Consider the following 23,964-nt stretch of genomic DNA (forward strand, 5'->3'; position numbering starts at 1 on the left):
CTCCTGGCTCAAAGGGCCTGTACCGCGAGGATTTCCACCTCGAAGTTCAAGGTCTTGCCGGCCAGCGGGTGGTTGAAGTCGATGGTCACTTGCGCGTCATCGAATGCTTTGACCACACCGGGCAACTCGGCGTTGGCGGCGTCGTTGAAAATCACCAGCAGGCCTTCGGACAGCTCCATGTCGTTGAACTGCGAGCGGGGAATGATCTGCACGTTTTGCGGATTCGGCTGGCCGAAGGCGTTCTCCGGGACCACGGTCACGGTGCGCTTGTCACCGGCCTTGAAGCCGAAGATCGCCGCTTCGAAGCCTGGCAGCAGGTTGCCATCACCGACTTTGAACACCGCCGGCGCCTTGTCGAAGGTGCTGTCGACGGTGTCGCCGTTTTCCAGGTGCAGCGCGAAGTGCAGGGTCACTTCGGTGTTCTGGCCGATACGGATCTCAGTCATGGACGGGTTCTCCGGACTTTTTGCTCTTGAACATATCCAGCGCCAGCATCACTGCACCCACGCAGATGGCGCTGTCGGCCAGGTTGAAGGCCGGGAAGTACCAGCGGTTCTGCCAGTGCACCAGGATGAAATCGACCACGTGGCCAAGCACGATACGGTCGTAGAGGTTGCCCAGCGCGCCACCGAGCACCAGCGCCAAGGCCACTGCCAGCCAGGTCTCGTTACGCCCCAGGCGCTTGAGCCAGACCACCAGCACGGAGCTGACCACCACGGCGATCAGGGCGAACAACCAGCGCTGCCAGCCGGAACTGTCAGCCAGGAAGCTGAAGGCAGCACCGGTGTTGTAGGCCAGGGTCCAGCTGAAGTAGTCAGGAATGACCACGATCTGCTGGTACAGGCTCAGTGCGCCTTCGAAGTAGAACTTGCTGGCCTGGTCGAGGACCAGGACCAGCACGCTCAGCCACAGCCAGCTGAGGCGCCCGAAGCGCCCCACACCAGGGTTAGGCATAGTGGCGCACCTCGCCATTGCCGCTGATGTTGTCGGCGCAACGGGCACAGATTTCCGGATGCTCGGGGTTCGCGCCAACGTCTGCACGGAAGTGCCAGCAACGTCCGCACTTGGCATGGCCAGACTTGACCACTTTGAGCTTCAGGCCAGGGACTTCGGTCTCGACCGCATCGGCGGGTGCCTGGACGAACGGCGCCACACTGGCCGCCGAGGTGATCAGCACGAAGCGCAGTTCGTCGCCCAGCTTGTTCAGGTCGGCGCTCAGCGCGTCGTCGGCGAACAGGGTGACTTCGGCTTGCAGGTTGCCACCGATGGCTTTGGCCGCACGCTGGTTTTCCAGCTCCTTGTTGACCGCCGTCTTGGCTGCCATCACCCGCTCCCAGTAGGCGCGACCGAGTTCGAAGCCTTCGGGCAGCTCGCTCAGGCCTTCATACCAGGTGTTGAGCATGACCGACTCGTTGCGCTCGCCCGGCAGGTACTGCCACAGCTCATCGGCGGTGAACGCCAGGATCGGCGCGATCCAGCGCACCAGGGCTTCGCTGATGTGGTACAGCGCGGTCTGGCAGGAACGTCGGGCAACACTGTTGGCGCCCGTGGTGTACTGACGGTCCTTGATGATGTCCAGGTAGAAGCCGCCCAGCTCCTGCACGCAGAAGTTGTGGATCTTGGAGTAGACGTTCCAGAAGCGGTACTCGCCGTAGTGCTCTTCCAGCTCGCGCTGCAGCAGCAGGGTACGGTCGACGGCCCAGCGGTCCAGTGCCAGCATGTCTTGGGCCGGCAGCAGGTCGCGGGCCGGATCGAAACCGGTGAGGTTGGAGAGCAGGAAGCGCGCGGTGTTGCGGATACGCCGGTAGGCGTCGGCGCTGCGCTGCAGGATCTGCTCGGAAACCGCCATTTCGCCGGAGTAGTCGGTTGCCGAAACCCACAGGCGCAGGATGTCGGCACCCAGGGTGTCGTTGACCTTCTGCGGCTCGATGGTGTTACCCAGCGACTTGGACATCTTGCGGCCGTTCTCGTCGACGGTGAAGCCGTGCGTCAGCAGTTCACGGTACGGCGCGTGGTTGTCGATGGCGCAGCCGGTCAGCAAGGACGAGTGGAACCAGCCGCGGTGCTGGTCGGAACCTTCCAGGTACAGGTCGGCGCGCGGGCCGGTGTCGTGACCGATGCTGTGCGAGCCGCGCAGCACGTGCCAGTGGGTGGTACCGGAGTCGAACCAGACGTCGAGGGTGTCAGCGATCTTGTCGTACTGGCCGGCCTCGTCACCGAGCAGCTCGGCGGCATCGAGCTTGAACCAGGCTTCGATCCCTTCTTTTTCGACGCGCTTGGCCACTTCTTCCATCAGCTCAACGGTGCGCGGGTGCAGCTCGCCGGTTTGCTTGTCGAGGAAGAACGGGATCGGTACGCCCCAGTTGCGCTGACGCGAGATGCACCAGTCCGGGCGGTTGGCGATCATCGAGTGCAGGCGTGCCTGGCCCCAGGCCGGGACGAACTTGGTCTGCTCGATGGCCTGGACCGCGCGCTTGCGCAGGGTCTCGCCATTGTCCGGCTGCTTGTCCATGCCGACGAACCATTGCGCGGTAGCGCGATAGATCAGCGGGGTCTTGTGGCGCCAGCAGTGCATGTAGCTGTGGCTGATGGTTTCGGTGTGCATCAGCGCACCGACTTCCGAAAGTTTTTCGACGATGGCCGGGTTGGCCTTCCAGATGAACTGGCCGCCGAAGAACTCCAGCGATGGCACGTACACGCCATTGCTCTGCACCGGGGTGAGAATGTCGTCGTTGACCATGCCGTAGCGCTTGCAGGTAACGAAGTCGTCTTCACCGTAGGCTGGCGAGGAGTGAACCACACCGGTACCGGCGCCCAGCTCGACGTAGTCGGCCAGGTACACCGGCGACAGGCGATCGTAGAACGGGTGACGGAAGTTGATCAGCTCCAGGGCCGAGCCTTCTGCGGTGGCGATGACCGAACCTTCCAGCGCATAGCGCTTGAGGCACGACTCGACCAGCTCTTCAGCCAGCACCAGCAGCTTGTCGCCGGTATCGACCAGGGCGTACTTGAACTCCGGGTGGACATTCAGCGCCTGGTTGGCCGGGATGGTCCACGGGGTGGTGGTCCAGATCACGATCGCGGCGGGCTTGGCCAGCGAGGCCAGGCCAAAGGCGGCAGCCAGCTTGGCTTCATCGACCACCGGGAAAGCGACGTCGATGGTCTGCGATTTCTTGTCGGCGTACTCGACTTCAGCTTCGGCCAGGGCCGAACCGCAATCGAAGCACCAGTTCACAGGCTTGAGGCCCTTGAACACGAAGCCGTGCTTGACCATCTCGGCCAGCGCGCGGATTTCACCGGCTTCGTTGGCAAAGTTCATGGTCTTGTACGGGTTGTCCCATTCACCCAGTACACCCAGGCGGATGAACTCGGTCTTCTGCCCTTCGATCTGCTCGGCGGCGTAGGCGCGGCACAGCTCGCGGGTCTGGTCGGCGCTCAGGTGCTTGCCGTGGGTCACTTCGACCTTGTGCTCGATCGGCAGGCCGTGGCAATCCCAGCCTGGGACGTACGGGGCGTCGAAGCCGGACAGGGTCTTGGAGCGGAGAATCATGTCCTTGAGAATCTTGTTCAGCGCATGACCGATGTGGATCTTGCCGTTGGCGTAGGGCGGGCCGTCGTGCAGCACGAACTTCGGACGATCCTTGCCAATTTCGCGCAGCTTCTGGTACAGGCCAATGCTGTCCCAGCGCTGCAGAATCTGCGGTTCGCGCTGTGGCAGGCCGGCCTTCATCGGGAAGGCGGTGTCCGGAAGGTTTAGCGTGGCTTTATAGTCGGTCATTTCAGGCTCTTCGTTAGCGGTTGACCGTGCCAATGGGCACGTGCGGCGGCGATATCCGCATCGATCGCCGACTTCAGCGCCTCCAGGGAGGCGAATCGCTGCTCTTCACGCAGCTTGTGGTGGAATTCCACCGTCAGACGCCGGCCATAGAGATCGCCGGCAAAATCCAGAAGATGTACTTCCAGGTGGGCTTTGCCATCACCTGAAACAGTAGGCCGTACGCCAATGTTGGCGACGCCCGGCCAGTGCTTGCCATCGAACTCGACGCTGACCAGGTAGACCCCGGTGAACGGCACGCGATGGCGCTTGAGCTGGATGTTGGCGGTGGGAGTACCCAACTGGCGCGCCAGTTTCTGCCCGTGCAGCACCCGCCCGCGGATACGGAACGGCCGTCCGAGCAGACGCTCGGCCAGGGCGAAATCGGCGTTGGCCAGCGCCGTTCGCACCTGCGTGCTGCTGACCCTCAGGCCATCGAGCTCGACGGTTTGCGCCGCTTCAACGGTGAAGCCCTGGCTGAGGCCGGCCTGCTGGAGGAATTCGAAATCCCCAACTCGGTCGCAACCAAAGCGAAAATCATCCCCCACTTCCAGGTGCTGCACACCCAGGCCATCGACCAGGATGGTGTCGACGAACTCGGCGGCGCTGAGCTTGCTCAGGCGCTGGTTGAACGCCAGGCACAGCACCCGGTCGACACCGGCGGCGGCCAGCAGGGCGACCTTGTCACGCAGGCGGGCCAGGCGCGCAGGCGCGGTGTCGGGGGCGAAGTATTCACGCGGCTGTGGCTCGAAAATCACCACGCAGCTGGGCACGCCCAACTCGTCCGCTCGCTCACGCAGGCGCGCCAGGATTGCCTGGTGACCGCGGTGAACACCGTCGAAGTTGCCAATAGTGGCGACACAGCCCCGGTGCTGGGGGCGCAGGTTGTGGAGGCCTCGAACCAGCTGCATAACGCGCTTCTTGCTCATAAAGTGGTCGATTATAACCACACCCGGGCGCTGGCGACAGGCAGCAGCGTCACCCCGTGGTGTGGAATGTGTAAAACCGACGTCTGACCGTCGTTACACCTTAATGCAACGCCTTGCGGGCGAAGTCACGCGGGCGAAAACCAAACAGCAACAGACAGCCGAAATAGGTCACGACACCGGCCAGGATCAGCGCACCCAGGCGCAGGAAGCGCTCAAGCATCTGCCCTTCGGCCCAGGCCGGCATGTAATGCATGCCCACCAGCAACACCACCGACATCAGCAGCACCGCCACCACCAGCTTGGCAAGAAACCTGGCCCAGCCCGGTTGTGGCTGGAACAACTGCTGCTGGCGCAGCTTCCAGTACAGCAAGCCGGCGTTCAGGCAGGCGCCAAGGCTGATGGCCAGGGCCAGGCCGGCGTGCTGCAGGTGAGAGACGAACATCAGGTTGAAGAGCTGGGTGCAGACCAGGGTGAAGATGGCGATCTTCACCGGGGTACGGATGTTCTGCTGGGCATAAAAGCCAGGAGCCAGCACCTTGACCAAGATAATCGCTAGCAGGCCGACCGAATAGGCGACCAGCGCGCGCTGGGTCATCGCTGCGTCGAAGGCGCTGAATTTACCGTACTGGAACAGCGCCACGGTCAGCGGCTCGGCCAGGATTGCCATGGCCAGGGTGCATGGCAGTACCAGCAGGAAGCACAGGCGCAGGCCCCAGTCGAGGATGCGCGAATACTCGTGACGGTCGCGGTTGGCGTAGGTCTTGGCCAGGGTGGGCAGCAGGATAGTGCCCAGGGCCACGCCGAGCACCCCGGAAGGCAGTTCCATCAAGCGGTCGGCGTAGTACATCCAGGACACCGAGCCTGCCACCAGGAACGAGGCGAAGATGGTGTTGATGATCAGCGAGATCTGACTTACCGACACCCCGAGGATCGCCGGCAGCATTTGCTTGAGCACCCGCCACACGCCAGTATCGCGCAGGTTCAGGCGCGGCAGCACGAGCATGCCGATCTTCTTCAGGTGAGGCAGTTGGTACAACAGTTGCGCCAGGCCACCGGCCAGCACGCCCCAGGCCAGGGCCATGATCGGCGGGTCGAAGTACGGGGTCAGAAACAGGGTAAAGCCGATCATCGCCACGTTGAGCAGGGTCGGCACGAAGGCCGGCACCGAAAAGCGGTTCCAGGTATTGAGGATGGCCCCGGCCAGCGATGACAGCGAGATCAGCAATATATAAGGGAAAGTCACCCGCAGCAGGTCGGTGGTCAGCTGGTATTTCTCGGTACTGTCGACAAAGCCCGGCGCCGTGACCCACACCACCCACGGCGCAGCGAGGATCCCCAACGCGGTGACCACAGCCAGCACCAGGGTCAGCAGGCCGCTGACGTAGGCGATGAAGGTGCGCGTGGCCTCCTCGCCCTGCTGGGTCTTGTATTCAGCCAGAATCGGCACAAAGGCCTGGGAAAACGCGCCTTCGGCAAAGATGCGCCGCAGCAGGTTGGGCAGTTTGAAGGCAATGAAGAAGGCGTCGGTGGCCACGCCTGCGCCGAATACCCGTGCCAGTATGGTGTCACGGACAAAGCCCAGCACCCGCGAGATCATAGTGATGGAGCTGACCGCGGCCAGGGATTTGAGAAGATTCATCGAAAGTTTTTCACGCCTGAGGATAAAGGGCTGTGCCGCAAGGTGCCCAGTTGTGCGATACTCCGCGCCGCAACGCAAGCAGAGCAAAAGCTCCCGAGTTTACAGGTCGTGCCGCAGAAGGGAATCACTCCCTTGTACAGAACGACCACTCAGCGGAACCATGCAAGTGCCCTTGACAACCGATTAACTCATCGGCATGATTCGCGGCCTATTTTGTTTGCTATTTACCAAGTCTTTCGAGGAGCTCGACGGTGGCCAACTCACCTTCCGCCAAAAAACGTGCAAAACAGGCTGAGAAGCGTCGCAGCCACAACGCCAGCCTGCGTTCCATGGTTCGTACCTACATCAAGAATGTGGTTAAAGCCATCGACGCAAAAGACGCCGAAAAAGCGCAAGCTGCTTACACTCTGGCTGTTCCAGTTATCGACCGTATGGCCGATAAAGGTATCATCCACAAGAACAAGGCTGCTCGCCATAAAGGCCGTCTGAATGGCCACATCAAGGCGCTGAAAGAAGCTGCAGCTGCCTAAGCGACATGCTTGTTGAAAAACCGACCTCAGGGTCGGTTTTTTATTGCCTGCGATTTGTGTTGGTGGCAAAAAATATCGCGGGGCAAGCCCGCTCCCACAGTGTAGGAGCGGGCTTGCCCCGCGATCGCTAACGACTACTTACCAATCTGAATCTTCGGTGCCCACTGCAGCCATTCATCCTCAGCCTTGTCGAACAGGGCGAAGGTCTGCTGCGGACGAGCCGGGTTACCCATCTTCTCGCCATCCGGCGTTGCAAAGGCAATGCCACCCTCGATCAGGGTTTCCAGCGACTCTGTACGCACCGTTGCGCCCTTGAACAGGCCGATATCAAAGCCGAAGCCACTGCTGTTCCAGAACCGGCTACCGCCGCGCACCAGCGCTGCATACTTGGGCTCTATCAGGATATGGATCAGTACACGGTCGGCGGTCTGCCCCAATTCGAAACCTGTGACCTTGCCCACCGCAATCTCTCGATAAGTGACCGGCACGCCCGGCTTGATCGAACCCCGGCGCGGGGCACTGAGCACCAGCGACAAGCCGGCCTCGCGTTCGGAGAAGTCCGGCGCCTGCGACAACGCGTTGAAGCTCAGTTGCGGTCCTGTACTCTTCACGGCCGGCTGCACTTCCAGGTACTGGCCGGTGACCAGGGTTTCCAGGTTGGCAGTCTTGACGATGCCCAGGGCCGGTTTGACCACCCAGAACTGCGTGCCTTCACGGGCAATGCGCTCCGGCACCTCGGTAATTCGCGCCTTGAGCAGCACCGCCTGCAGATCCTTGGTCAGGTCGACCTGCTCGACCTTGCCGACATCCAGGCCCTTGAAGCGAACTGGTGTACCCACCTTGAGGCCATCCGCACGCTCGACACGAATGGTTACCGTGGTACCGCTGCGGTTGGCCGCTTCCTGATTCTCATACAGGCTGAAGAACGGAATACGGCGCTTGAGCGCCACGTTCGGGACAGGTGTGTCGAAGGCGATACCACCGGCCATCAGGCTCTGCAGCGATTCACTCTTGATCTGAATACCCGACAAACCGCCGCTCAAGGTGATGCCGCTGGCATTCCAGAAGCGCGTCGAACCGTTGACCAGGCCGGCGTACTCTTTCTCGATATGCACGCCAATCAGCAGGCGTTTACTCTTCTTCGAGAACTGGTAGCTCTGCACTGTACCGACCTTGACCTGACGGTAGAGGATCGGGCTACCCACTTCCAGGGAACCTAGGTTGTCGCTGTACAGCACCAGATGCAGCCCAGGCGCCTTGAGATCCAGCGGCGGCGCCTTGGCCCGCGCCTCGAACTCACGCAGCGGAGTGGCACCCTTGTCACCCGGCCGGATGGCGATGTAGTTGCCTTTGACCAGCGCTTCCAGCCCGGTGATGCCGGCCAGGGAGATCGATGGTTTGACCACCCAGAACTGCGTGCCATCGACCAGGTAGTCTTCGGCCAGCGGATCGAGGGTCAGTTCGGCCATGGCGCTCGACAGGTCGGCATCGACCTTGAGGGTCTTCAGCGAGCCTACCTGGATGCCTTTGTACATCACCGGGGTACGACCGGCCTGCAGGCCTTCGAAGTCACTGAGCCTGACCTTGGCGCGAATCCCGGCCTGGGCCGCATCGAAGTCTTCGTACAGGCGGAACGGCAGGCCCGGATCGGTTGGCGGGCTGTCCTTGCGGTGCTCGGGCGTGGCGAACGCGATACCTCCGGCGACGATGCTGGCCAGCGACTCGCTGCGCACCTTGACCCCTGAGAGGTCGGCATCAATGCTGACGCCACTGGCGTTCCAGAAACGCGTGTGCTTGCGCACCAGGTCAGCGTATGCCGGCTCGATGAACACCTTGAGCTCGACCGTGCCCTGGTCTTCAGCCAGGCGATAGCTCTTCACCCGACCGACCTGGATCTGCTTGTAGAATACCGGGCTGTCGCGGTTGAGCGAGCCCAGGCGGTCAGCCTTGAGGGTCAGGTGCAGGCCTGGCTCGCTGTCAGACAGCGGCGGCGCCTCGTCCAGCGCCTTGAAGCGCTTGGTCGGCTCGCCCTGCCCTGGGCTTACGGCAATATAGTTACCCGATACCAGGGTCTCAAGCCCAGTGATCCCGGCCAGGCTGACGCTTGGCTTGACCAGCCAGAAGCGCGTACCGGTGCTCAGGTAGGGCTCGGCTTCCTTGTTCATCTCGATGGTGGCAATGACCCCGGTTCTACTGCCCTTGGCATCCAGCACCAGCTCTTTGACCTTACCGACCGACATGCCCTTGAAGACCACCTCGGTCTTGTTGGCGACGATACCCTCACCGCTTTCAAAACGGACCTGGATGTTCACACCTGACTCGCGATAGGCCTGCCAACCAAGCCAGCCGCCGATCACCAGGGCGATCAGAGGCAATATCCATATGGCCGACCAGTTCGAAGCTGGGCGGGTTTTAGCCGTAGGCAAATCACTCATGGTCGTCATCCGACTCCGTGTTATCCCAAATCAGTCGGGGATCGAAGGTTACTGCAGCGAGCATCGTCAAAATCACCACACTGGCGAAGGCGACAGCGCCCCAATTGGCTTCGACACTGGCGATCCTGCCGAAATTCACCACCGCCACCAGAATGGCGATCACGAAAATATCCAGCATCGACCAGCGTCCGATGAATTCAATGAAGCGGTACATCAAAATGCGTTGCCGGGCCGACAACGGTTGGTGGCGCTGCACTGAATAAAGCAGCAAGGCAATACCTACCAGCTTGAAGGTTGGCACCAGGATACTGGCGATGAACACCACCGCAGCGATCGGCAGCATGCCGTGCTTCATCAAGGTGATGACGCCGGACATGATGGTGTCCGGGCTACCCTGGCCCAGGGCGCTGACGGTCATGATCGGCAGCACGTTGGCCGGGATGTACAAGATCGCCGAAGTGATCAGCAACGCCCAGGTTCGCACCAGGCTGTTCGGCCGCCGTGCGTGCACCGCCGCCCCGCAGCGGTTACAGGTTTGCGCGTCACTGTCCGGCTCCTGGCGGTTCAGTTCATGGCATTCGCCACAAACCAGAATGCCAGCATCAATCGCACGCATGCAGGTCTTCCCCCGATAAAGCACTCCATATCTGGTGGGGTGACATCACCACCTCCAGCCACACCTGCACCAACAACAAACTGATAAAACAGGCCAGGCCCAGACCCAGGCTCAGCTCCGCCAGATCGACCAGCTTGACCATCGCCACCAGCACGCCCATGAAATACACCTCGAGCATGCCCCAATCGCGCAGATGGTGATAAATCCGATAGAGCAACAAACCGTAACTGCGGCCGATATTCAGGCGAATACTCAACAGTACCGCCAACTGGCACAGCAGCTTGAGCAAAGGAATGGCCATGCTGCAGAGAAACACCACCACTGCCACGCCGCCCATACCTGTGTTGTACAGCCCGACCACGCCACTCCAGACGGTGTCGTTGGAGCTTTGCCCCAGCAGGTGCAATTGCATGATTGGCAGGAAGTTGGCCGGCACATACAGCAGCAAGGCTGCCAGCACCAAGGCCAGGCTGCGCTGGACCACATTATGTCGATGGGCGTAGAGCTCGTAACCACAGCGCGGACAATGCGCCTTTTCATCCTGTTTGAGCACAGGCTTGCGCATCAGCAGGTCGCATTCGTGACAGGCCACCAGGTCATCCAGGGGCAGGTCGGCGAGCTGATGAGGGTCGGCAGGTTCTGACATAGTGAACTTCTGAGTCAACGCGAGGGGGCCATTCTAACTGATCTGGCGTGGTGGGAGCGGGCTTGCCCCGCGATGCGATGTGGCTGACAGAATGCTATCGCGGGGCAAGCCCGCTCCTACAGTCGAGGCAAACGCAAGAAAGACAAAACCCCTACCTGCATGCGCAGATAGGGGTTTCGGAATTTAATCTTGACGATGACCTACTCTCACATGGGGAAACCCCACACTACCATCGGCGATGCATCGTTTCACTACTGAGTTCGGGATGGGATCAGGTGGTTCCAATGCTCTATGGTCGTCAAGAAATTCTGTTGCCAGAAGGTCTTGTTTAAGACACTCCAGCGAATCGGGTATGTGATGGTTTGTGAGGTACAAATCTTCGGCTTTGTGTCTTCACAACACCGCAATCTGATGCTCTTTCGAGTAGTCAAATTGCTTGGGTGTTATATGGTCAAGCCTCACGGGCAATTAGTATTGGTTAGCTCAACGCCTCACAGCGCTTACACACCCAACCTATCAACGTCGTAGTCTTCGACGGCCCTTCAGGGAGCTCAAGGCTCCAGTGAGATCTCATCTTGAGGCAAGTTTCCCGCTTAGATGCTTTCAGCGGTTATCTCTTCCGAACATAGCTACCCGGCAATGCCACTGGCGTGACAACCGGAACACCAGAGGTTCGTCCACTCCGGTCCTCTCGTACTAGGAGCAGCCCCTCTCAAATCTCAAACGTCCACGGCAGATAGGGACCGAACTGTCTCACGACGTTCTAAACCCAGCTCGCGTACCACTTTAAATGGCGAACAGCCATACCCTTGGGACCGGCTTCAGCCCCAGGATGTGATGAGCCGACATCGAGGTGCCAAACACCGCCGTCGATATGAACTCTTGGGCGGTATCAGCCTGTTATCCCCGGAGTACCTTTTATCCGTTGAGCGATGGCCCTTCCATACAGAACCACCGGATCACTAAGACCTACTTTCGTACCTGCTCGACGTGTCTGTCTCGCAGTCAAGCGCGCTTTTGCCTTTATACTCTACGACCGATTTCCGACCGGTCTGAGCGCACCTTCGTACTCCTCCGTTACTCTTTAGGAGGAGACCGCCCCAGTCAAACTACCCACCATACACTGTCCTCGATCCGGATAACGGACCTGAGTTAGAACCTCAAAGTTGCCAGGGTGGTATTTCAAGGATGGCTCCACGCGAACTGGCGTCCACGCTTCAAAGCCTCCCACCTATCCTACACAAGCAAATTCAAAGTCCAGTGCAAAGCTATAGTAAAGGTTCACGGGGTCTTTCCGTCTAGCCGCGGATACACTGCATCTTCACAGCGATTTCAATTTCACTGAGTCTCGGGTGGAGACAGCGCCGCCATCGTTACGCCATTCGTGCAGGTCGGAACTTACCCGACAAGGAATTTCGCTACCTTAGGACCGTTATAGTTACGGCCGCCGTTTACCGGGGCTTCGATCAAGAGCTTCGCGTTAGCTAACCCCATCAATTAACCTTCCGGCACCGGGCAGGCGTCACACCCTATACGTCCACTTTCGTGTTTGCAGAGTGCTGTGTTTTTAATAAACAGTCGCAGCGGCCTGGTATCTTCGACCGGCATGAGCTTACGGAGCAAGTCCTTCACCCTCACCGGCGCACCTTCTCCCGAAGTTACGGTGCCATTTTGCCTAGTTCCTTCACCCGAGTTCTCTCAAGCGCCTTGGTATTCTCTACCCAACCACCTGTGTCGGTTTGGGGTACGGTTCCTGGTTACCTGAAGCTTAGAAGCTTTTCTTGGAAGCATGGCATCAACCACTTCGTCGCCTAATGGCAACTCGTCATCAGCTCTCGGCCTTAAGATCCCGGATTTACCTAAGATCTCAGCCTACCACCTTAAACTTGGACAACCAACGCCAAGCTGGCCTAGCCTTCTCCGTCCCTCCATCGCAATAACCAGAAGTACAGGAATATTAACCTGTTTTCCATCGACTACGCTTTTCAGCCTCGCCTTAGGGACCGACTAACCCTGCGTCGATTAACGTTGCGCAGGAAACCTTGGTCTTTCGGCGTGGGAGTTTTTCACTCCCATTGTCGTTACTCATGTCAGCATTCGCACTTCTGATACCTCCAGCAAGCTTCTCAACTCACCTTCACAGGCTTACAGAACGCTCCTCTACCGCGTCACCTAAGTGACACCCGTAGCTTCGGTGTATGGTTTGAGCCCCGTTACATCTTCCGCGCAGGCCGACTCGACTAGTGAGCTATTACGCTTTCTTTAAAGGGTGGCTGCTTCTAAGCCAACCTCCTAGCTGTCTAAGCCTTCCCACATCGTTTCCCACTTAACCATAACTTTGGGACCTTAGCTGACGGTCTGGGTTGTTTCCCTTTTCACGACGGACGTTAGCACCCGCCGTGTGTCTCCCATGCTCGGCACTTGTAGGTATTCGGAGTTTGCATCGGTTTGGTAAGTCGGGATGACCCCCTAGCCGAAACAGTGCTCTACCCCCTACAGTGATACATGAGGCGCTACCTAAATAGCTTTCGAGGAGAACCAGCTATCTCCGAGCTTGATTAGCCTTTCACTCCGATCCACAGGTCATCCGCTAACTTTTCAACGGTAGTCGGTTCGGTCCTCCAGTCAGTGTTACCTAACCTTCAACCTGCCCATGGATAGATCGCCCGGTTTCGGGTCTATACCCAGCGACTAAACGCGCTATTAACACTCGCTTTCGCTACGCCTCCCCTATTCGGTTAAGCTCGCCACTGAATATAAGTCGCTGACCCATTATACAAAAGGTACGCAGTCACCTAACAAGTAGGCTCCCACTGCTTGTACGCATACGGTTTCAGGATCTATTTCACTCCCCTCTCCGGGGTTCTTTTCGCCTTTCCCTCACGGTACTGGTTCACTATCGGTCAGTCAGTAGTATTTAGCCTTGGAGGATGGTCCCCCCATATTCAGACAAAGTTTCTCGTGCTCCGTCCTACTCGATTTCATGACCAAGAGATTTTCGCGTACAGGGCTATCACCCACTATGGCCGCACTTTCCAGAGCGTTCCGCTAATCTCAAAGCCACTTAAGGGCTAGTCCCCGTTCGCTCGCCACTACTAAGGGAATCTCGGTTGATTTCTTTTCCTCAGGGTACTTAGATGTTTCAGTTCCCCTGGTTCGCCTCTTGCACCTATGTATTCAGTACAAGATACTCAGCTTATGCTGAGTGGGTTCCCCCATTCAGAGATCTCCGGATCAAAGTCTGTTTGCCGACTCCCCGAAGCTTATCGCAGGCTACCACGTCTTTCATCGCCTCTGACTGCCAAGGCATCCACCGTATGCGCTTCTTCACTTGACCATATAACCCCAAGCAATCTGGTTATACTGTGAAGACAACATTCGCCGAAAATTTGTAATGTCTCACAAATTTTACCTTAGCCTGAACACACACCAGTGAAAGTGCTGTTCAGTCTATCTTTCTATCACATACCCAAATTTTTAAAGAACGATTCTGAAAAAGTTCAGAAATCAATATTCGAAGCGAATATTCATTTCTAAGCTTTGACATGGTAACAAAGGGGTGGTGGAGCCAAGCGGGATCGAACCGCTGACCTCCTGCGTGCAAGGCAGGCGCTCTCCCAGCTGAGCTATGGCCCCAACAAGAAACTGGTGGGTCTGGGCAGATTCGAACTGCCGACCTCACCCTTATCAGGGGTGCGCTCTAACCAACTGAGCTACAGACCCAGTCAAGAGCTGTTACCGATATCGTCTTCTTCAATGAATCAAGCAATTCGTGTGGGAGCTCATAAGACAGCTGATGTCTGTCGATTAAGGAGGTGATCCAGCCGCAGGTTCCCCTACGGCTACCTTGTTACGACTTCACCCCAGTCATGAATCACACCGTGGTAACCGTCCTCCCGAAGGTTAGACTAGCTACTTCTGGTGCAACCCACTCCCATGGTGTGACGGGCGGTGTGTACAAGGCCCGGGAACGTATTCACCGCGACATTCTGATTCGCGATTACTAGCGATTCCGACTTCACGCAGTCGAGTTGCAGACTGCGATCCGGACTACGATCGGTTTTGTGAGATTAGCTCCACCTCGCGGCTTGGCAACCCTCTGTACCGACCATTGTAGCACGTGTGTAGCCCAGGCCGTAAGGGCCATGATGACTTGACGTCATCCCCACCTTCCTCCGGTTTGTCACCGGCAGTCTCCTTAGAGTGCCCACCATTACGTGCTGGTAACTAAGGACAAGGGTTGCGCTCGTTACGGGACTTAACCCAACATCTCACGACACGAGCTGACGACAGCCATGCAGCACCTGTGTCAGAGTTCCCGAAGGCACCAATCCATCTCTGGAAAGTTCTCTGCATGTCAAGGCCTGGTAAGGTTCTTCGCGTTGCTTCGAATTAAACCACATGCTCCACCGCTTGTGCGGGCCCCCGTCAATTCATTTGAGTTTTAACCTTGCGGCCGTACTCCCCAGGCGGTCAACTTAATGCGTTAGCTGCGCCACTAAAATCTCAAGGATTCCAACGGCTAGTTGACATCGTTTACGGCGTGGACTACCAGGGTATCTAATCCTGTTTGCTCCCCACGCTTTCGCACCTCAGTGTCAGTATGAGCCCAGGTGGTCGCCTTCGCCACTGGTGTTCCTTCCTATATCTACGCATTTCACCGCTACACAGGAAATTCCACCACCCTCTGCCCTACTCTAGCTCGCCAGTTTTGGATGCAGTTCCCAGGTTGAGCCCGGGGATTTCACATCCAACTTAACGAACCACCTACGCGCGCTTTACGCCCAGTAATTCCGATTAACGCTTGCACCCTCTGTATTACCGCGGCTGCTGGCACAGAGTTAGCCGGTGCTTATTCTGTCGGTAACGTCAAAATACTCACGTATTAGGTAAGTACCCTTCCTCCCAACTTAAAGTGCTTTACAATCCGAAGACCTTCTTCACACACGCGGCATGGCTGGATCAGGCTTTCGCCCATTGTCCAATATTCCCCACTGCTGCCTCCCGTAGGAGTCTGGACCGTGTCTCAGTTCCAGTGTGACTGATCATCCTCTCAGACCAGTTACGGATCGTCGCCTTGGTGAGCCATTACCTCACCAACTAGCTAATCCGACCTAGGCTCATCTGATAGCGCAAGGCCCGAAGGTCCCCTGCTTTCCCCCGTAGGGCGTATGCGGTATTAGCGTTCCTTTCGAAACGTTGTCCCCCACTACCAGGCAGATTCCTAGGTATTACTCACCCGTCCGCCGCTGAATCGAAGAGCAAGCTCCTCTCATCCGCTCGACTTGCATGTGTTAGGCCTGCCGCCAGCGTTCAATCTGAGCCATGATCAAACTCTTCAGTTCAATACTGCTTGGGTTTTGAGAAAACCCTAAACTTGGCTCAGCAATCTCAAATGACTTACTTTCAAATCTTTCGATTTTTCGTGTAGCCACTTGTGATGCTGATAATCTCTTTGACTATCAGTCTGAGCTCACAAGCACCCACACGAATTGCTTGATTCAGTTGTTAAAGAGCGGTTGGTTAAGAGCTTTTCGTCTCAACCGAGGCGCGCATTCTACGCTTTCCTCAGGGTCTGTCAAGCGTTTATTTTGAAGTTTTTCGTTTCACTTCAAGCACTTGACTCGCTGCGATCTCTCGTTAGCGGGAGGCGAATTCTACAGCGTTTCAATCCGCTGTCAACCGCCTTTTTCACCGCTAGCGATCTTTCGATCGAAGCCCTTCCGGAATACCCTGAAACTGCTAACTCATTGAAAATCAAAGAGTTTTCAGTTCCGACTGCGCCGGAAGAGGGGCGAATTATAGAGAGATTCAATAGCGCGTCAAGGGCTTATTTCAACTTTGTTTCAAAGGCGCCGTTTTACGCGTTGCCAGCCGCGGGATTCGCCGCTCAAGCGCGGGAATACGCAAGGCCAGCAGGAACAAACCAATAACGGCATATATAGACCACTCTTTAAGATCAGCGCGCACCACCCAAAGAAAGTGCAGTAGACCCAGGCCGAGGATGACATACACCAGCTTGTGCAGTTTTTTCCAGCGTGCGCCCAGGCGACGCTGACTATAGCGATTGGATGTCACCGCCAAGGTCAACAGGCCGACAAAGCCCAGCATGCCGACAATGATGTAGGGCCGCTTGCTCAGCTCGATACCCAACTGCCCCCAATCCAGGCCCAGGACAAAGAACATGTAGGCACTCAAGTGCAGCACTATATAAGCAAAGCACCACAACCCCAGCTGGCGCCGCGAGATGATCCACCCTGACCAACCGGTAAGGCGCTGCAAGGGCGTCATGCTCAAGGTTATCAACAGGAAGATCAAAGCCCCCAACCCCAGGCGATCGACCAGGATCTTGCCCGGGTCCGGACCAAGGGCCTCCATGGCTGCTTCATACAACCACCACAGCGGCCAGATACTGGCCAGGATGAAAATGCCGAGCCTGAACAGTGGATAGCGCATCAGTAGTTCTTCCGCAGGTCGAGGCCGCTGTACAGCCCTGCCACTTCTTCGGCATAGCCATTGAACATCTGCGTAGGCCGCACATTGGGGCTGAACAGCCCGCTGGGCAAGCGGCGTTCACGGGCCTGGGTCCAGCGCGGGTGATCGACCTCGGGATTGACGTTGGCATAGAAGCCATATTCTTCAGGGGCAATCGCCTGCCAAGTGGTGCGCGGCTGCTCTTCGACCAGACTGATGCGTACGATCGACTTGATGCTCTTGAAGCCGTACTTCCAGGGCACCACCAAGCGCAACGGCGCACCGTTCTGGCTGGGCAGTTCGCGCCCGTACATGCCGACAGCAAGGATCGCCAGCGGGTTCATCGCCTCATCCAGGCGCAAGCCTTCTATATAAGGCCAGTCGATCAGGGCAAAGCTTGAGCGCTGGCCGGGCATGCTCTTGGGGTCCTGCAGGGTTTCGAAGCGGATGAAGCGCGCCTTGGAGGTTGGCTCGACCTGCTTGAGCAGTGCCGATAACGGAAAACCCAACCAGGGAATGACCATCGACCAGGCCTCTACACAGCGCAGGCGATAGATGCGCTCCTCCAGCTGGTAGGGTTTCATGAAGTCTTCCAGGGCATAGCGCCCGGGCTTGCCCACTTCACCATCGACCACTACGGTCCAGGGCTCGGTTTTCAGGCTGCCGGCATTGGCAGCCGGATCACCCTTGTCGGTGCCGAACTCGTAGAAGTTATTGTAGTGAGTGGCATCTTTGAACGGCGTGATCGCCTCCCCCGGCGCCGTCACGGCTTGCCACTTGGTCGCGGCGAGCTTGTCGCTGAACCAGCCAGGCGCCCTGCCCGCCTCGACATCGGCATAGCGTGAAGCGTCGGCAGCACTGGCCCAGCGCGGCAGCGCAGTGGCCGCGAGGGCAGCCAGCGACCCGCCGAGCATGGCACGGCGCGAGACATAAAGGGATTCGGGGGTGATTTCCGATTCTTTGCAATCGGAGGCTTTGGACAGCTTGATGAGCATGATGGCTCCGTAGAACTGGAGGACTGATGCACCAGTAGACTACGGAGCCCTAGCGAAATTACATCACTCGATGTTTTTCCGCCGACGCATGCGCAACAGGTATTGCACAGGCCCGGAGGCTGCATAGCCGAGGAACACCAGCAGCAGAATGCGCGGTGGATCACTGAAGACTACCGCGAACACCAGGACCACCGCGAGGATCGCTACGAACGGTACGCGGCCCTTGAGGTCCAGCTCCTTGAAGCTGTTGTACTTGATATTGCTGACCATCAGCATACCCGCCGCCGCCACCAGCAACGCCACCAGGAACGACAGCTTCGAGCCCTGGATACCGTAGTCGCTGAAGGCCCACACGGTACCGGCCACCACACCGGCCGCAGCCGGGCTGGCCAGGCCGATGAAGTAGCGCTTGTCGGCCTTGCCGACCTGGGTGTTGAAACGCGCCAGACGCAACGCGGCACCCGCCACATAGATGAAGGCGACCATCCAGCCGACCTTGCCCATGTCACCCAGGGCCCAGCCGAAGGCCAGCAACGCCGGGGCGACACCGAAGGCGACCATGTCCGACAGCGAGTCGTACTCGGCACCGAAGGCGCTCTGGGTATTGGTCATGCGCGCCACCCGGCCGTCCAGGCCATCGAGGACCATGGCGACGAAAATGGCGATGGCGGCAAAGGCGAAGTACTTGCTCGCCTCACGTGGATCACCCGCACTGAGGGCTGCCTGGGCACTCATGGAGTTGATGATCGAATAGAAACCGGCGAACAGGTTCGCAGTGGTGAACAGGTTGGGCAGCAGATAGATGCCGCGATGCCGAACCTTGCGTCCTTCGGCGTCATGCCCTTCTTCAACATGCTCATCGATCGGTAGCAGGCTTTCGGCGTCGGAGGCCTTGTTCGGCTCTTCGGGACGTTCGCTCATGGACATTACCTTGCAACGGTTTGGAAAGTTTCGACTGACGTCTGCGGCGAGGGTTCGCCGACAAACGATGAAGCTTTATACCAGAAGCTGACCGTCTAAACGAAAAAACGCGGCCGAAGCCGCGTTTTCATCGCATCAGGTCAAGATCAGTTCTTGGCCTTGTCGACGATTTTGTTCGCTGCGATCCAAGGCATCATCGAGCGCAGTTGCTCGCCGATGACTTCGATGCCGTGGGCAGCGTTGTTGCGACGCTTGGCAGTCATCGAAGGGTAGCCGGTGGCGCCTTCGCTGATGAACATCTTGGCGTACTCGCCGTCCTGGATGCGCTTGAGAGCGTTGCGCATGGCCTGACGGGATTCGGCGTTGATGACTTCAGGGCCGGTCACGTACTCGCCGTATTCGGCGTTGTTGGAGATCGAGTAGTTCATGTTGGCGATACCGCCTTCGTACATGAGGTCCACGATCAGCTTCAGTTCGTGCAAGCACTCGAAGTAGGCCATTTCTGGCGCGTAGCCCGCTTCAACCAGGGTTTCGAAACCGGCCTTGACCAGCTCGACGGTACCGCCACACAGAACGGCCTGCTCGCCGAACAGGTCGGTTTCGGTCTCGTCCTTGAAGGTGGTTTCGATGATGCCGGTACGGCCGCCACCGACGCCTGCGGCGTAGGACAGGGCAACGTTCTTGGCATTGCCCGAAGCGTCCTGGTAGATCGCGATCAGGTCAGGGATGCCGCCGCCTTTGACGAACTCGGAACGTACGGTGTGACCTGGCGCTTTTGGCGCGATCATGATCACGTCCAGGTCGGCGCGTGGAACGACCTGGTTGTAGTGGATGGCGAAACCGTGGGAGAAGGCCAGGGTGGCGCCCTTCTTGATGTTCGGCTCGACTTCGTTCTTGTACAGCTGGGACTGGAACTCGTCCGGGGTCAGGATCATGACCAGGTCGGCACCGGCGACAGCGCTCGCTACATCGGCAACTTTCAGGCCGTGAGCTTCGGCTTTGGCAACGGTGGCCGAACCTTTACGCAGACCGACAGTGACGTCCACACCGGAGTCCTTCAGGTTGCACGCCTGGGCGTGGCCTTGGGAGCCGTAACCGATGATGGCAACTTTCTTGCCCTGGATGATGGAAAGGTCACAGTCTTTGTCGTAATAAACTTTCATGAAAATACCCCTGTTATCTCGGCCCATAGGGCCATCGCTAATTTTTTGAGTTAGATGCTGAGCACTTTGTCGCCACGGGCAATGCCGGTAACGCCGCTGCGCACTGTTTCGAGAATGGACGCGGTACCGATGGCCTGAATGAAGCTGTCAAGCTTGTCGCTGGCGCCAGTCAGCTGCACGGTATAGACGCTGCTGCTGACGTCGACGATCTGCCCACGATAGATATCGGTGGTGCGTTTGATCTCGGCTCGCTGTGCACCCGTGGCCTTGATCTTGACCAGCATCAGTTCACGTTCGATGTGCGCGCTTTCCGAGAGGTCGACCAACTTGACGACTTCAACCAGCTTATTCAGGTTTTTGGTGATCTGCTCGATCACCTCATCATGACCGACCGTGGTCAACGTCAGACGCGACAGGGTCGGGTCTTCGGTTGGCGCCACCGTCAGGCTTTCGATGTTGTAGTTACGCTGCGAAAACAGACCGACCACGCGAGACAAGGCACCGGGTTCGTTTTCCAACAGCAGGGAAATAATGTGCCGCATGATTAGGTCCGCTCCGTCTTGCTCAGCCACATATCGCGCATAGAGCCGTCTTTGATCTGCATCGGGTAGACGTGCTCGCTGTTGTCGACCTGGATATCGATGAACACCAACCGGTCCTTCATGGCGAACGCCTCCTCGAGCTTGGGCTTGAGGTCTTTCAGGCTGGTGATGCGGATCCCCACGTGACCATAGGCTTCGGCCAGCTTGACGAAGTCAGGCAGCGATTCCATGTAGGAGTGCGAGTGACGGCTGTTGTAGGACATGTCCTGCCATTGACGGACCATGCCCAGAACGCCGTTGTTCAGGTTGACGATCTTCACCGGCAGGTCGTACTGCAGGCAGGTCGACAGCTCCTGGATGTTCATCTGGATACTGCCCTCGCCAGTGACGCAAGCAACGTCCTGGTCCGGGAAGTTGAGCTTGATGCCCATGGCCGCCGGGAAGCCGAAACCCATGGTGCCCAGGCCACCGGAATTGATCCAGCGGTTGGGTTTGTTGAAGCGGTAGTACTGCGCCGCGAACATCTGGTGCTGGCCCACGTCGGAAGTCACGAAGGCGTCGCCGCCGGTCACTTCGCAGAGGGTTTCGATCACGGTCTGCGGCTTGATCACGCTGCCGTCACCCTTCTGGTAAGGGAACATGTCGCGATCGCCACGCCATTCTTCGATCTGCTTCCACCAGGCATCCATGGCGGCTTTGTCCGGCTGTTCGCCGATTTCGCGCAAGGTGGCGACCATTTCAGTCAGCACGCTGTCGACCGGGCCAACAATCGGCACGTCGGCCTTGATGGTCTTGGAAATCGACGCCGGGTCGATGTCGATGTGGATAACCTTGGCATTCGGGCAGAACTTGGCCGGGCCGTTGACCACGCGGTCGTCGAAACGCGCACCGACGGCGAAAATCACGTCAGCGTGGTGCATGGCCAGGTTGGCGGTGTAGCTGCCGTGCATGCCGAGCATGCCGAGGAACTGGCGATCGGTACCCGGATAGCCACCCAGGCCCATCAGCGTATTGGTGACCGGCAGGTTGAGCATCTGCGCAACTTCGGTCAGGGCGTCAGAGCCGCCACCGAGGATGACCCCGCCGCCGGCATAGACCACCGGACGCTTGGCGGCCAGGAGCATTTCGGCAGCCTTGCGAATCTGCCCCGAGTGCCCCCTTACAGCCGGGCTGTAGGAACGCATCTTGACCTTTTTGGGGTAGACGTATTCGAACTTTTCCGCAGGGTTGGTCATGTCTTTGGGGATATCGACCACGACCGGACCCGGGCGACCGGATTGCGCCAGATAGAAGGCTTTTTTCAGGACTTCAGGGATTTCCGAGGCGTGTTTGACCATGAAGCTGTGTTTCACGATCGGCCGGGAAATACCGATCATGTCGGTTTCCTGGAAGGCATCGGTACCGACCATGGTGCTAGGCACCTGACCGGAGATGATGACCATCGGGATCGAGTCCATGTACGCGGTGGCAATGCCGGTAATGGCGTTGGTTGCGCCTGGACCGGAAGTCACCAGCACCACGCCGGCTTTACCGGTGGCACGGGCATAGCCGTCGGCCATATGGGTCGCGGCCTGCTCGTGACGCACCAGGATGTGGGTCACTTCAGGTTCTTTGAACAGGGCGTCGTAGACGTGCAGGAGAGCACCACCTGGGTACCCATAGATGTATTTGACGCCTTCGTCGCGCAAAAAGCGGACGAGCATCTCACCGCCAGATAAAAGCTCCACGTTGTTCACCTCTAAAACGCCAGAATACCGTCCACGGTGGACGGGTCTTAATAGGTTTACTGCCAAGCAGAGCATGAGCGACGGAATCGCCGACTACGTCAGCACTGACTGAGCAAGTATTGGGAGCGCCCCAGAGTGTTGCGGGGTTTTCCCACCCAGCGCGAGGTAACGCGTTGCGGGGTGTTACAGGTCGGCGCGGGTGTGCGCCTCATGATCTGCTTAGCGGGTCTGCTTCTGGCAGTCCCTCTACAGCGGAATCTGGATTCTTCTTTTTCGGCGCGCGCAAGTCAAGAAAAATTATTGCCAATTTTGCGCGAGGATGATCCGCAGCCACCACTATTGCCTTTGACAGCAGCAGAAAAACAAACAATACAAACAAAAAGAGCCACAATCTGTGGCTCCAAGGGTGAAAAGAGGGAAATTCAGGCAGAAGGACTGATCAATTGGTCAAACTCTGCTAGCAGCCTGCGTAGCTCGCGGCTTTGCTCCGGGCGGTCGGCGTATACCGTTTCAGCCATGACCAGGATGCCGGAGGCATTGGGCAATGGCAGCCCTCTTTCGAGAATCTCTTTCATTTTGGGCAGAAAGATCCACTGCAGCCACTGATCGAAGCTCATGCTGTCGACCGCGAACGGCACGCTGCTCGCCAACGCTTGCGGCGTAGGCAAATCCTCACTCCACCAGCCTTGGGCATGCAGTTCGTGCTCGATCAACAGCAGATGATCGGCGATATCAAGAATGCGTGGGTCCATTACAGGCTGACCTGGGCTTTCTGCCGGGCCAGCGCTGCGCCAGCCGAGTCACCCTGTTTCTCGCGCGACTGGGCAATGATGTTCCACAACCCGGCCTGCAGGTCAGGACGGCCGTTGGCGTAGGTCAGTGCCCGGCGCGCCAGTTGCTCGGACTGCGCGGCATCACCCTGGGCCAGGCGCACCTGTGCCAGGCGATAAAGCACTTGCGGCTCACGCGGGGCAATGCGCTGAGCACGCTCCAGGCTCGACGAAGCACCGTTGTAGTCGCCACCGCTCTGTTGTTGCTGGGCGGTGGTCAACAGTGCCAGCACCGGGCCGTCGAGTTGTTCGTCAGCCGACAAGCCGCCGCTGGCAGCGCTGGAGCGCGGAATGCCGCTCGGCGCACTGGGTGCGCTGGTGCTTGGCATGGTGTAGCTGCCGGCGTTGGTCGAACTGCTGTCGAACGGTGCCGAGCTGCTCGGCCCCGGGGTAATCGGGCCGGTGCTGATGGGCGCAGCGCCGGTAGAGGCCGGGAAAGTCTGGATCGGCGCGGCACCGGCACCCTGCGGGACCATGACCATTACCCCGGAATCCTGCGGCACGGCCTGAGCCTGACGCGTACCGTTGTTGACCTGCGCAGGCGCGCCACGGTTGGCCGTGACCCGCTCGCTATTGGACACCCGGGTACTGGAATCGACCACGGGAATCGAGCCGCGCGGATTGCTGGCGCAGCCGTTGAGCAAAGTCAGCGCCGTCAAGGCGGGAAACAACCACTTGTTCACTGCACACCCTCTTTAGGCTA

Annotated in this window: 17 protein-coding genes, 2 tRNA genes and 3 rRNA genes; 1 reads left to right on the forward strand and 21 read right to left on the reverse strand. The window is 58.4% G+C overall.

The genetic code is table 11. From position 1 onward, the window contains the following. Nucleotides 1-8 precede the first annotated feature (8 nt). The 5 genes from fkpB to murJ all read right to left on the reverse strand — a co-directional run bounded on the left by fkpB (nucleotide 9) and on the right by murJ (nucleotide 6,382). Nucleotides 9-446, reverse strand: coding sequence for an FKBP-type peptidyl-prolyl cis-trans isomerase (fkpB, locus tag EXN22_RS23555; protein WP_130266314.1), 438 nt, complete (start codon nucleotides 444-446; stop codon nucleotides 9-11). Further along, the gene (gene lspA, locus EXN22_RS23560) at nucleotides 439-954 is read right to left on the reverse strand and encodes a signal peptidase II (protein WP_130266315.1); all 516 of its coding nucleotides are present in this window, start codon (nucleotides 952-954) and stop codon (nucleotides 439-441) included. Before lspA ends, fkpB begins: the two co-directional genes overlap by 8 nt. Beyond that, complete coding sequence (gene ileS / locus EXN22_RS23565; RefSeq protein ID WP_130266316.1) at nucleotides 947-3,778, reverse strand: isoleucine--tRNA ligase; 2,832 nt, start codon at nucleotides 3,776-3,778, stop codon at nucleotides 947-949. The genes lspA and ileS overlap by 8 nt, the downstream gene beginning before the upstream one ends. After that, nucleotides 3,775-4,725 carry a bifunctional riboflavin kinase/FAD synthetase gene (gene ribF / locus EXN22_RS23570; RefSeq protein ID WP_130266317.1) on the reverse strand — a complete coding sequence of 317 codons (951 nt, stop codon included), beginning with the start codon at nucleotides 4,723-4,725 and terminating at the stop codon, nucleotides 3,775-3,777. Before ribF ends, ileS begins: the two co-directional genes overlap by 4 nt. Before the next feature lie 118 nt (nucleotides 4,726-4,843). Next, nucleotides 4,844-6,382: a murein biosynthesis integral membrane protein MurJ gene (murJ, locus tag EXN22_RS23575; RefSeq protein ID WP_130266318.1), complete on the reverse strand. Its 1,539-nt coding sequence runs from the start codon at nucleotides 6,380-6,382 to the stop codon at nucleotides 4,844-4,846. Between the two features lie 251 nt (nucleotides 6,383-6,633). On the opposite strand from murJ, the gene rpsT reads away from it, so the two are divergent. Next, nucleotides 6,634-6,912 (forward strand): 30S ribosomal protein S20, encoded by a 279-nt coding sequence (rpsT, locus tag EXN22_RS23585; protein WP_010220592.1) that lies wholly within the window; start codon nucleotides 6,634-6,636, stop codon nucleotides 6,910-6,912. Between the two features lie 134 nt (nucleotides 6,913-7,046). Here rpsT and EXN22_RS23590 read toward each other — a convergent pair whose 3' ends face one another. The 16 genes from EXN22_RS23590 to EXN22_RS23670 all read right to left on the reverse strand — a co-directional run bounded on the left by EXN22_RS23590 (nucleotide 7,047) and on the right by EXN22_RS23670 (nucleotide 23,944). After that, on the reverse strand, nucleotides 7,047-9,347 hold the full coding sequence (locus EXN22_RS23590) for a PqiB family protein (protein ID WP_130266319.1): 2,301 nt from the start codon (nucleotides 9,345-9,347) through the stop codon (nucleotides 7,047-7,049). Next, entirely contained in the window at nucleotides 9,340-9,963 is a 624-nt protein-coding gene (locus tag EXN22_RS23595) for a paraquat-inducible protein A (RefSeq protein ID WP_130266320.1), read from the reverse strand. The genes EXN22_RS23590 and EXN22_RS23595 overlap by 8 nt, the downstream gene beginning before the upstream one ends. Then, nucleotides 9,950-10,609, reverse strand: a complete 660-nt coding sequence (locus EXN22_RS23600) for a paraquat-inducible protein A (RefSeq protein WP_130266321.1) — start codon at nucleotides 10,607-10,609, stop codon at nucleotides 9,950-9,952. The genes EXN22_RS23595 and EXN22_RS23600 overlap by 14 nt, the downstream gene beginning before the upstream one ends. 187 nt (nucleotides 10,610-10,796) lie before the next feature. Beyond that, nucleotides 10,797-10,912 (reverse strand): 5S ribosomal RNA (rrf, locus tag EXN22_RS23605). Between the two features lie 144 nt (nucleotides 10,913-11,056). Beyond that, nucleotides 11,057-13,946, reverse strand: a 23S ribosomal RNA gene (locus EXN22_RS23610). A 223-nt stretch (nucleotides 13,947-14,169) separates the two neighbouring features. Continuing rightward, nucleotides 14,170-14,245: transfer RNA gene (locus EXN22_RS23615), tRNA-Ala, on the reverse strand. A 10-nt stretch (nucleotides 14,246-14,255) separates the two neighbouring features. Next, nucleotides 14,256-14,332 (reverse strand) — tRNA-Ile (locus tag EXN22_RS23620). Between the two features lie 85 nt (nucleotides 14,333-14,417). After that, nucleotides 14,418-15,954 (reverse strand): 16S ribosomal RNA (locus tag EXN22_RS23625). The 16S, 23S and 5S rRNA genes sit together here with 2 tRNA genes alongside, the layout of an rRNA operon. 490 nt (nucleotides 15,955-16,444) lie before the next feature. Next, a complete protein-coding gene (gene msrQ / locus EXN22_RS23635) occupies nucleotides 16,445-17,065 on the reverse strand; it encodes a protein-methionine-sulfoxide reductase heme-binding subunit MsrQ (protein ID WP_130266322.1) in 621 nt (206 codons plus the stop codon). Continuing rightward, entirely contained in the window at nucleotides 17,065-18,078 is a 1,014-nt protein-coding gene (msrP, locus tag EXN22_RS23640; RefSeq protein WP_130266323.1) for a protein-methionine-sulfoxide reductase catalytic subunit MsrP, read from the reverse strand. Before msrP ends, msrQ begins: the two co-directional genes overlap by 1 nt. Before the next feature lie 63 nt (nucleotides 18,079-18,141). Next, nucleotides 18,142-18,999 carry a CDP-diacylglycerol--serine O-phosphatidyltransferase gene (gene pssA, locus EXN22_RS23645; RefSeq protein ID WP_010223018.1) on the reverse strand — a complete coding sequence of 286 codons (858 nt, stop codon included), beginning with the start codon at nucleotides 18,997-18,999 and terminating at the stop codon, nucleotides 18,142-18,144. Between the two features lie 146 nt (nucleotides 19,000-19,145). Continuing rightward, complete coding sequence (gene ilvC, locus EXN22_RS23650; protein ID WP_130266324.1) at nucleotides 19,146-20,162, reverse strand: ketol-acid reductoisomerase; 1,017 nt, start codon at nucleotides 20,160-20,162, stop codon at nucleotides 19,146-19,148. 50 nt (nucleotides 20,163-20,212) lie between these two features. Then, nucleotides 20,213-20,704, reverse strand: coding sequence for an acetolactate synthase small subunit (gene ilvN, locus EXN22_RS23655; RefSeq protein ID WP_010223016.1), 492 nt, complete (start codon nucleotides 20,702-20,704; stop codon nucleotides 20,213-20,215). Between the two features lie 2 nt (nucleotides 20,705-20,706). Continuing rightward, entirely contained in the window at nucleotides 20,707-22,431 is a 1,725-nt protein-coding gene (locus EXN22_RS23660; protein WP_130266325.1) for an acetolactate synthase 3 large subunit, read from the reverse strand. A gap of 422 nt (nucleotides 22,432-22,853) precedes the next feature. Beyond that, nucleotides 22,854-23,183, reverse strand: coding sequence for a YqcC family protein (locus tag EXN22_RS23665; RefSeq protein WP_130266326.1), 330 nt, complete (start codon nucleotides 23,181-23,183; stop codon nucleotides 22,854-22,856). Beyond that, nucleotides 23,183-23,944, reverse strand: a complete 762-nt coding sequence (locus EXN22_RS23670) for a hypothetical protein (protein ID WP_130266327.1) — start codon at nucleotides 23,942-23,944, stop codon at nucleotides 23,183-23,185. The genes EXN22_RS23665 and EXN22_RS23670 overlap by 1 nt, the downstream gene beginning before the upstream one ends. Between the last annotated feature and the right edge of the window lie 20 nt (nucleotides 23,945-23,964).

It is taken from the genome of Pseudomonas tructae, from assembly GCF_004214895.1.
GTDB classification, from domain to species: Bacteria; Pseudomonadota; Gammaproteobacteria; order Pseudomonadales; family Pseudomonadaceae; genus Aquipseudomonas; species Aquipseudomonas tructae.